Genomic DNA, 7,507 nt, shown 5'->3' on the forward strand with positions numbered 1-7,507 from the left:
GGCCCGGGCGGGGATAATAGACATCTGAAATTTCTCTATGAGAGGGGATCTCAATGATTAGCTTTGACTACAAGCCTCAGGGCGTGTGCTCTCGCAATATCCATCTCAATCTTTCCGACGACGGCAGCAAGGTACTGGGCGTCGAGTTTACCGGCGGCTGCGATGGCAACCTCAAGGCCATCTCCAAACTGGTCGAGGGCGCTCCTGCCGACCGTGTGATCGAGGTTCTTGCCGGCAATACCTGCGGCATGAAGAAGACCTCTTGCGCCGATCAGCTTACGCGCGCTATCGAGGCCGCCCGCGCCGAGATCGCCTAATGGGTATCGTCGACCACATCAAGAACGGAATATCGCGCCGCGGCTTTGTACTCGGTGGAGCTGCCGCGGGCGCTGCCACGGTGCTTGCCGGATGTTCGAAAAAAACAGGCACCAGTGATGATGCCGCTGGCGAGCCGCAGGTTATCAAGGACGATTCCAAGATCATCTCGATTACGGATGAGTACGAGGCAGTCGACATCGATCTTGAGCCGGCGGCATCGTGGACGCTGCCGCTGGGCACATTGCTGTACTACTGCGAGGGTGACTATGCTGCGGCAATGATGGCGCCCGCATCGGCACTGCATGCCAACACACTCGGTGTGCTCAACCTGGGCGATGGCTCACTTACCACATTAATTGAGGATCCTATCGAGGGCACGGGATATGCTTTTTACGATGTCCGTGCCGGCGATGGCGTGTTTGCGTGGGTTGAGATGAACTTTGCCAATTCATCGTGGAAGCTCTACGCTCAAAATCTGTCGGGCGCTTCGCTCTCTGGCGACGTGGTTGAGCTCGATCGAGGTGGCAAGGACTACGATCCGCCACTGTTTACGGCGTTCGGGTCATCAGTCATCTGGTATAAAATGCCTTCGGCAGGCGGCAATAAAACGAGTAACGATTCGTTTTGCTATCGTCGCTCGCTTGATGAATCTAAGGCCGAGACAATTTGGAAATCGACGGGCCGCTTTGCGTCGGCCCCACGCGTGAGCGACGGCATTTTGACCATCTCGCCGCGTGTCCGCAACGACGAGGGCGTCTACTACGGCATAACGGCAATCGATCTGACCGATGGTAACAACACCAAACGTGCCCAGCTAGTCCTTCCCTCGTCAGTCTCGCCATTCGAGGCCGTATATATGGGCGATACCTTCGTGTTTTCTATCGAGGCGACCTATAGTGGCGTGGGCAGTCTGGGCAACATGGGCACGTATATCGGTAATGAGGGAGGGCCGTACCTCTTTCTGTCACGCGAGCCGCTCGCATGTGCTGCCGGCAAGAAGAATAAATATCTCGTTAAGGTGCAAGCATCGCATTTTCTCATCGACACCTCTGCCAAGACCTATGGCTCGCTGCTGTCGCCCGACCGCGCTTTGGAGTATGGCGATTATCCAGCTACGGCGGGAAAATCGGACTCATTCCTTACGTACGCCACAGTGCGCAACAGCCAGGGTATACCCGAGACGGTCACCGCACGCCTATTCTCTCTTTAATCTTAGAGGGGTTAAAAAGGCGCCAACAGGGGAATAAACGCGTTGTAATTGTGAGTACCGCCCGCCGAGCTGCCGCGTCATAGCGGCATCCGGCGGGCTCAGGTGCGTTAAAATGGGCTTGTTCTTAGCTAATTGAGACAGGGGGGCCGTGTTATGGCTTCAGATGCAAAAAAGATTCTGCTGGTCGAGGATGAGAAGGCAATCCGTGACGCCGTCGCTGCCTATCTCGAGCGCGAAGGCTACTGGGTTGTGGGCGTCGGCGACGGCCAGTCCGCGATCGAGGAGTTCGAGAAGCATCAGTTCGACCTGGTCGTGCTCGATCTTATGCTCCCCAAGATCCCCGGCGAGCGCGTTTGCCGCACCATTCGCGATACCTCGGATGTTCCCATCATCATGCTGACTGCCAAGGGCGAGATCGAGGACCGTATTATCGGTCTTGAGCTCGGCGCCGACGACTACCTGATTAAGCCGTTCTCGCCGCGCGAGCTTGTCGCCCGCGTACGCGCCCTGTTCCGTCGTGCCCATCAGGCCGACGAGCCCGCCGTCGAGGTACTCGACTTCGGCGATCTGGTCATCGATATCTCGGGCCACAAGATCTTGGTCGAAGGCAAGGAAGTCGATCTGACGGCTTCCGAGTTCAAGCTGCTCACCACGCTTGCTCGTCATCCCGGCCGTGTCTACAACCGTATGGAGCTGGTCGAGAAGGTGCTTGGGTACGACTTTGAGGGCTATGAGCGCACCATCGATAGCCACGTGAAGAACCTTCGCGCCAAGCTGGGCGATGATCCCAAGAAGCCCAAGTGGCTCTACACCGTCCACGGTGTCGGCTATCGCTTCGAGGCTCCGGCCAAGACCGATAAGTCGGACGAGAAATAGGGAAATCACATATGACACCTGCGCGCTTTGAAATCGGACAAAAGCACAAGCAGGAGAGCGAGGCGGGTTCCAAGGCTAGTTGGAACACGCCTCGTTCCGATTCACGGCCAACGATGAGCTATCCCTCGCGCATGGCACTTGCTTTTGCTCTGACATCGCTCATGACGGTATTGGTGCTGGTGGGCGTGGTCTCTGTTGTGTGGGGCACGGTCTTTTCGGATTACACGCGCTCCAATATCGTCGAAATCGCAAATTCCGCTGCCGAAAAGCTTGCGACGTCGTATGAGGAAAACGGCAATTGGACTGCGGGCGAGCTACGTACGGTCGCGACATCGAGTTTGGTGTCCGACGACCTGAGTATGCAAGTCGTCAACAAGAAAGGCGTTGTCGTTTATGACGACTCATGGCCTTCGGCAAGCGCGACCGCCGATGTGCGCGAGAGCGAATCAGCGTCGAGCAGCTCGAGCGGTAAAAAAGCATCGCATAGCCCGGTCTCGTCTGCTCCAACCGACTCCGATAGCGTTGCTAACGTCGAGATTGTAACGTCTTCCGGCGAGCATGTCGGACAGGTAAAGCTGTGGGCCATCGGCTCCGATGCTCTGCTCACCAAGGCGGACTCTGCGTTTAGGGAGAAGACCTTTAACGCCATGGCCCTCGCCGCGGTTGTTGCAATCTGCATTTCGGTCGTTATCGGATCGCTCGTGTCGCGCATGCTCACCAAGCCGATTCATCGTATCACCAGTACCGCAAAGCAAATCCGTGACGGCGACCTGTCGGCTCGCACGGGGCTGCGCGGTGATGACGAGATCGATCAGCTGGGTGAGACCTTCGATGAGATGGCCACCTCGCTCGAGAAGGATATGAAACACGAGAAGCGCCTGACCTCAGACGTTGCACACGAGCTTCGCACGCCGCTTATGGCCATGCTCGCAACGGTCGAGGCCATGCAGGATGGCGTGTATCCCACCGACGATGAGCATTTGGAGACCGTTGCTTCCGAGACGCGTCGCCTGGCTCGTCTGGTGCAGCAGATGCTCGACCTATCGCGTATGGAAAACAGCACGGCTCCGCTCAATCTAGAACCGGTGGACATGGTTCCGTTCGTGCGATCGATTGTGAACGGCCAGGAGCGTCTGTTTGCCGACCGTGACCTTCGTCTTCGCTTTGCAGATGAAACCCAAGGGCACGACGATGTCGTCGAGGCCGATCCCGACATGATCACGCAATGTGTTATCAACCTCATGAGCAACGCCATGCGCTACACCCCCGAGGGCGGTTGGGTCGTGGTGTCGGTGCTCAGTGACCGCAGGCACGTCAGCATTGCCGTTTCTGATACCGGCATCGGTATTGCCAAGGACGATCTGTCGCGCATTTTCGGGCGGTTTTGGCGCGCCGATGCCAGCCGCGCCCGCGAAGCTGGCGGCCTGGGCGTCGGCCTCGCCGTGACCAAGCAGATCGTCGAGCGTCACCATGGCTACATATCCGTGGAGTCGGAGCTTGGAAAGGGTACGACTTTTACAATTCATCTGCCCCGCGAGCACACGGCGGACGCGGCATCTACTACAATGGAGCACTAGCTTTTCGCTATTCGGTGAAGGAGGGGCCGCGTCCCTGCCGCTCCGAGTTTGCGAAAACATGCGGGAAAGAACCCGCATTTCTGTCGTATTTAGGTAAGGAGTGACTCACGTGACAACGATGGAGCGTCGTCCGGATTCCCGTGGCAAGGTTCGTGATATTTACGATGCCGGTGAAAACCTGCTGATGGTCGCCACCGACCGCATTTCTGCGTTCGACTTCATTCTTCCCGACGAGATTCCGTTTAAGGGAGAGGTGCTCAATCGCATCTCGGCATTCTGGTTCGATAAGTTTGCCGACATCGTCCCCAACCATCTCGTTTCCATCGACCCGGCGGATTTCCCCGAGGAGTTTGCTGAGTATCGTGACTACCTCGCTGGCCGCGCCATGCTGGTTAAGAAGGCCCAGACGATTCCTATCGAGTGTATCGTCCGCGGCTATCTGACCGGTTCGGGCAAGAAGACCTACGACGAGAACGGCACCGTCTGCGGCATCCAGCTGCCTGAGGGCCTGACCGAGGCTTCCAAGCTTCCCGAGCCGTTGTTCACGCCGTCCACGAAGGCCGAGATCGGTGACCACGACGAGAACATCTCGTTCGAGCGTTGCTGCGAGATCGTGGGCGAGGACATCGCCACGCAGATTCGTGACCTTTCCCTCAAGATCTACAAGGCCGCTGCCGAGTACGCCGCGACCCGTGGCATCATCATTGCCGACACCAAGTTCGAGTTTGGTGTCATCGATGGCAAGGTCACGCTGATCGACGAGTGCCTCACGCCCGACTCCAGCCGTTTCTGGCCTGCTGCCAGCTACGAGGAGGGCAAGATCCAGCCTAGCTACGACAAGCAATTCGTCCGCAATTGGCTCAAGGCCAACTGGGATATGACGGGGGAGACCCCGCACCTGCCCGCCGAGGTCATCGATGGCACGTCCGAGCGCTATCGCGAGGCCTTCCAGATCATCACGGGCTCCCAGTTCACAAGCATGAAGGAGAATGCATAAGTGAGTACCCGTAGCGCCACGAACAAGCGCACGCAATCCCACGAAGTTACCGGGGTTGCGCGCAAGTCTGCCGCATCTGCTAAGCCCGCCCGCCAAGCAGCGAGCTCCGTTCGCGTCGTGCCGGCTTCGTCTAAGGCACGCCGCAAAGAGCTCGAGAAGGGCGAGAACCTCGAGGGCCTCTCTAAAGAGGAGAAGCGCGCCCGCAAGGCTAAGCAGCGCGCCAAGGAGGACCGCATCTATACGGTGTCGAATATCCTCCTCAAGCAGGACGAGGACTACACCAAGCGCCGTCGCATCTGGTGGATTGTGCTCGCCATTGGCATGGTGCTCGTCGTGGCAATTTGGGCCTCGCTGTACTTCGCTCCCGCTGGCATGGTGTCCAGCCCTGTCCAGATGGTCGGCATCGTTTTGTCCTATGTCATCATCCTGGGTGACTTTATCTACGACTTCGCTCGTATTCGTCCCTTGCGCAACATGTACCGCGCGCAGGCCGAGGGCATGTCCGAGAACAAGCTCAACGCTCTTATCGAGCGCGCAGCTGCCGAGGAGGACAAGAAGGACTCCAAGAAGAAGTAGCGTTTGCATACATACTTATCGCTAAGATATAAGGCGCGTCGTTTTTGCGGCGCGCCTTTTTACTGTTCTATAGATAGATGGAGTGGCACATGATTCGAGCTGCCCTGACGGTCGAAGAGGCCCTGGAGGGTATGAAGTCCCTGGAGCCCAAGATTAAAAACTATGCGCGCCTGGTCGTCCGCAAGGGCGTAAACGTTAAGCCCGGCCAGGAAGTCGTCGTTCAGTCTCCGGTTGAGTGCGTGCCGTTTGCGCGCGTGGTGGTCGCGGAGGCCTATGCTGCCGGCGCCGGCCACGTGACGGTCATCTGGGCCGATGATGCCGTGACGAGGCTCACGTACGAGCATGTCGAGAAAAGCTATTTTGAGCAGACGCCCGAGTGGAAGCGCCTGCAGCTGGATTCCCTGGCCCAGGACGGTGCCTGCTTTATCTTTATCGAGGGTGCGGACCCCGCCGCCCTTAAGGGCATCGATCCCGCTAAGCCCGCTGCAGCTTCTAAGGCAAAGAACACGCAGTGCAAAGTTTTCCGCCGTGGACTGGATTACAACATCAATCCGTGGTGCATCGCCGGCGCTCCGGTCGTGGCTTGGGCGCGCGAGGTGTTCCCGGGAGACGCCGATGAGGTTGCAATCTATAAGCTGTGGAATGCGATTCTGCACACCGCTCGCGCCGATGGCCAGGACCCAGAGAGCGACTGGGAACTCCATGACGCCGCATTCGAAAAGAACCTGCGTTTCCTGAACGACAATCGTTTCGACCGCCTGCATTACACCGCGGCAAATGGAACCGATCTGACGATTGGCATGACGAAGGGTCACGAGTGGGCCGGCGGCAAGGGCAAGACGCCCGATGGGCACCCCTTCTTCCCCAACATTCCCACCGAGGAAGTCTTCACTTCGCCCGATCGCATGCGCGCCGACGGTATCGTGTACTCGGCCATGCCGCTCATCCACCACGGCAATAAAGTCGACGATTTTTGGATTAAGTTCGAGGGCGGCCGCGTGGTGGGCTACGACGCCCGCGTGGGCAAGGCAACGCTCGCAAGTATCATCGATACTGACGAGGGCGCTGCTCACCTGGGAGAGGTCGCGCTCATTTCCAAGAACACGCCGATCCGCGAAAGTGGTGTTCTGTTCTACGATACGCTCTATGACGAGAACGCTAGCTGCCATCTCGCGCTAGGTGTCGGTTTCCCCGAATGCATCGAGGGTGGGTACGACATGTCCAAGGAGGAGCTCCTGGAGCATGGTGTTAACGTCTCGAGCACGCACGTCGATTTTATGATCGGCACGGACGACATCGATATTACGGGCATTACGCCTGATGGACGTGAAGTTGTGATTTTCCAGAACGGCCAATGGAGTTGGGAATAGTCCTAGACCGTGGTACAATGCCACCCGCGGGCCGTTAGCTCAGCTGGCAGAGCAGGGGACTTTTAATCCCAAGGTCCAGGGTTCGAACCCCTGACGGCCCACCATAGAATAGAAAGCGATCGACTCCGGTTGGTCGCTTTTTTGTTGCCAAGGCATGGGTTCGAACCCGTCGGGGCGCGGAGCTGAGTAAACGCGTGAGCGTTTGCCAGCGCAGCGCGCAAGGCGCGAAGCGCCGCAGCGGCCGCCTGCGGAGCAGGCTGAACCCCTGACGGCCCACCCAAAGATTGTTGAGACGGTCAACTTCGGTTGGCCGTCTTTTTTGTTGCCGGTGCACGGGTTCGAACCCGTATCTATCTATATATAAGAACGCTTGGCGAACAAAACCCGCCTTTTACCGATGGGAAACAAATAGCTGATGCCTTTGGGGTAAAGTAGCGCTCCAGAGATGACCGATGTCTCAATACTCATAAAACAGCTGGTCATCGCCAATATCAGAAGCCAATGCTTCAGTTTTAACCCCAGTGATGCGACTGAGGGACCTATTCATTTGTGAACAAAATATGGAGTGCGCGATTCCCGCCCA

The 7,507-nt window shown here is 57.7% G+C and carries 7 protein-coding genes and 1 tRNA gene; all 8 read left to right on the forward strand.

The window, feature by feature from the left end:
- The first annotated feature begins 53 nt into the window (after positions 1 to 53).
- The 8 genes from ACEG18_RS09590 to ACEG18_RS09625 all read left to right on the forward strand — a co-directional run bounded on the left by ACEG18_RS09590 (position 54) and on the right by ACEG18_RS09625 (position 7,028).
- Positions 54 to 317 (forward strand): TIGR03905 family TSCPD domain-containing protein, encoded by a 264-nt coding sequence (locus ACEG18_RS09590; protein WP_089572560.1) that lies wholly within the window; start codon positions 54 to 56, stop codon positions 315 to 317.
- Positions 317 to 1,528 (forward strand): hypothetical protein, encoded by a 1,212-nt coding sequence (locus ACEG18_RS09595; RefSeq protein WP_372542567.1) that lies wholly within the window; start codon positions 317 to 319, stop codon positions 1,526 to 1,528. The genes ACEG18_RS09590 and ACEG18_RS09595 overlap by 1 nt, the downstream gene beginning before the upstream one ends.
- 153 nt (positions 1,529 to 1,681) lie before the next feature.
- Entirely contained in the window at positions 1,682 to 2,404 is a 723-nt protein-coding gene (locus ACEG18_RS09600) for a response regulator (protein ID WP_006236208.1), read from the forward strand.
- An 11-nt stretch (positions 2,405 to 2,415) separates the two neighbouring features.
- Positions 2,416 to 3,981 (forward strand): sensor histidine kinase, encoded by a 1,566-nt coding sequence (locus tag ACEG18_RS09605; RefSeq protein ID WP_372542569.1) that lies wholly within the window; start codon positions 2,416 to 2,418, stop codon positions 3,979 to 3,981.
- 118 nt (positions 3,982 to 4,099) lie between these two features.
- Positions 4,100 to 4,978: a phosphoribosylaminoimidazolesuccinocarboxamide synthase gene (locus ACEG18_RS09610; protein ID WP_035136481.1), complete on the forward strand. Its 879-nt coding sequence runs from the start codon at positions 4,100 to 4,102 to the stop codon at positions 4,976 to 4,978.
- On the forward strand, positions 4,979 to 5,554 hold the full coding sequence (locus tag ACEG18_RS09615) for an ABC-2 transporter permease (RefSeq protein WP_022093792.1): 576 nt from the start codon (positions 4,979 to 4,981) through the stop codon (positions 5,552 to 5,554).
- Positions 5,555 to 5,643: 89 nt separating this feature from the next.
- Positions 5,644 to 6,924 (forward strand): aminopeptidase, encoded by a 1,281-nt coding sequence (locus tag ACEG18_RS09620; protein ID WP_349087615.1) that lies wholly within the window; start codon positions 5,644 to 5,646, stop codon positions 6,922 to 6,924.
- A 28-nt stretch (positions 6,925 to 6,952) separates the two neighbouring features.
- Positions 6,953 to 7,028: transfer RNA gene (locus tag ACEG18_RS09625), tRNA-Lys, on the forward strand.
- Positions 7,029 to 7,507 lie beyond the last annotated feature (479 nt).

The sequence above is a fragment of the Collinsella aerofaciens genome (assembly GCF_041537385.1).
GTDB classification, from domain to species: Bacteria; Actinomycetota; Coriobacteriia; order Coriobacteriales; family Coriobacteriaceae; genus Collinsella; species Collinsella aerofaciens_BV.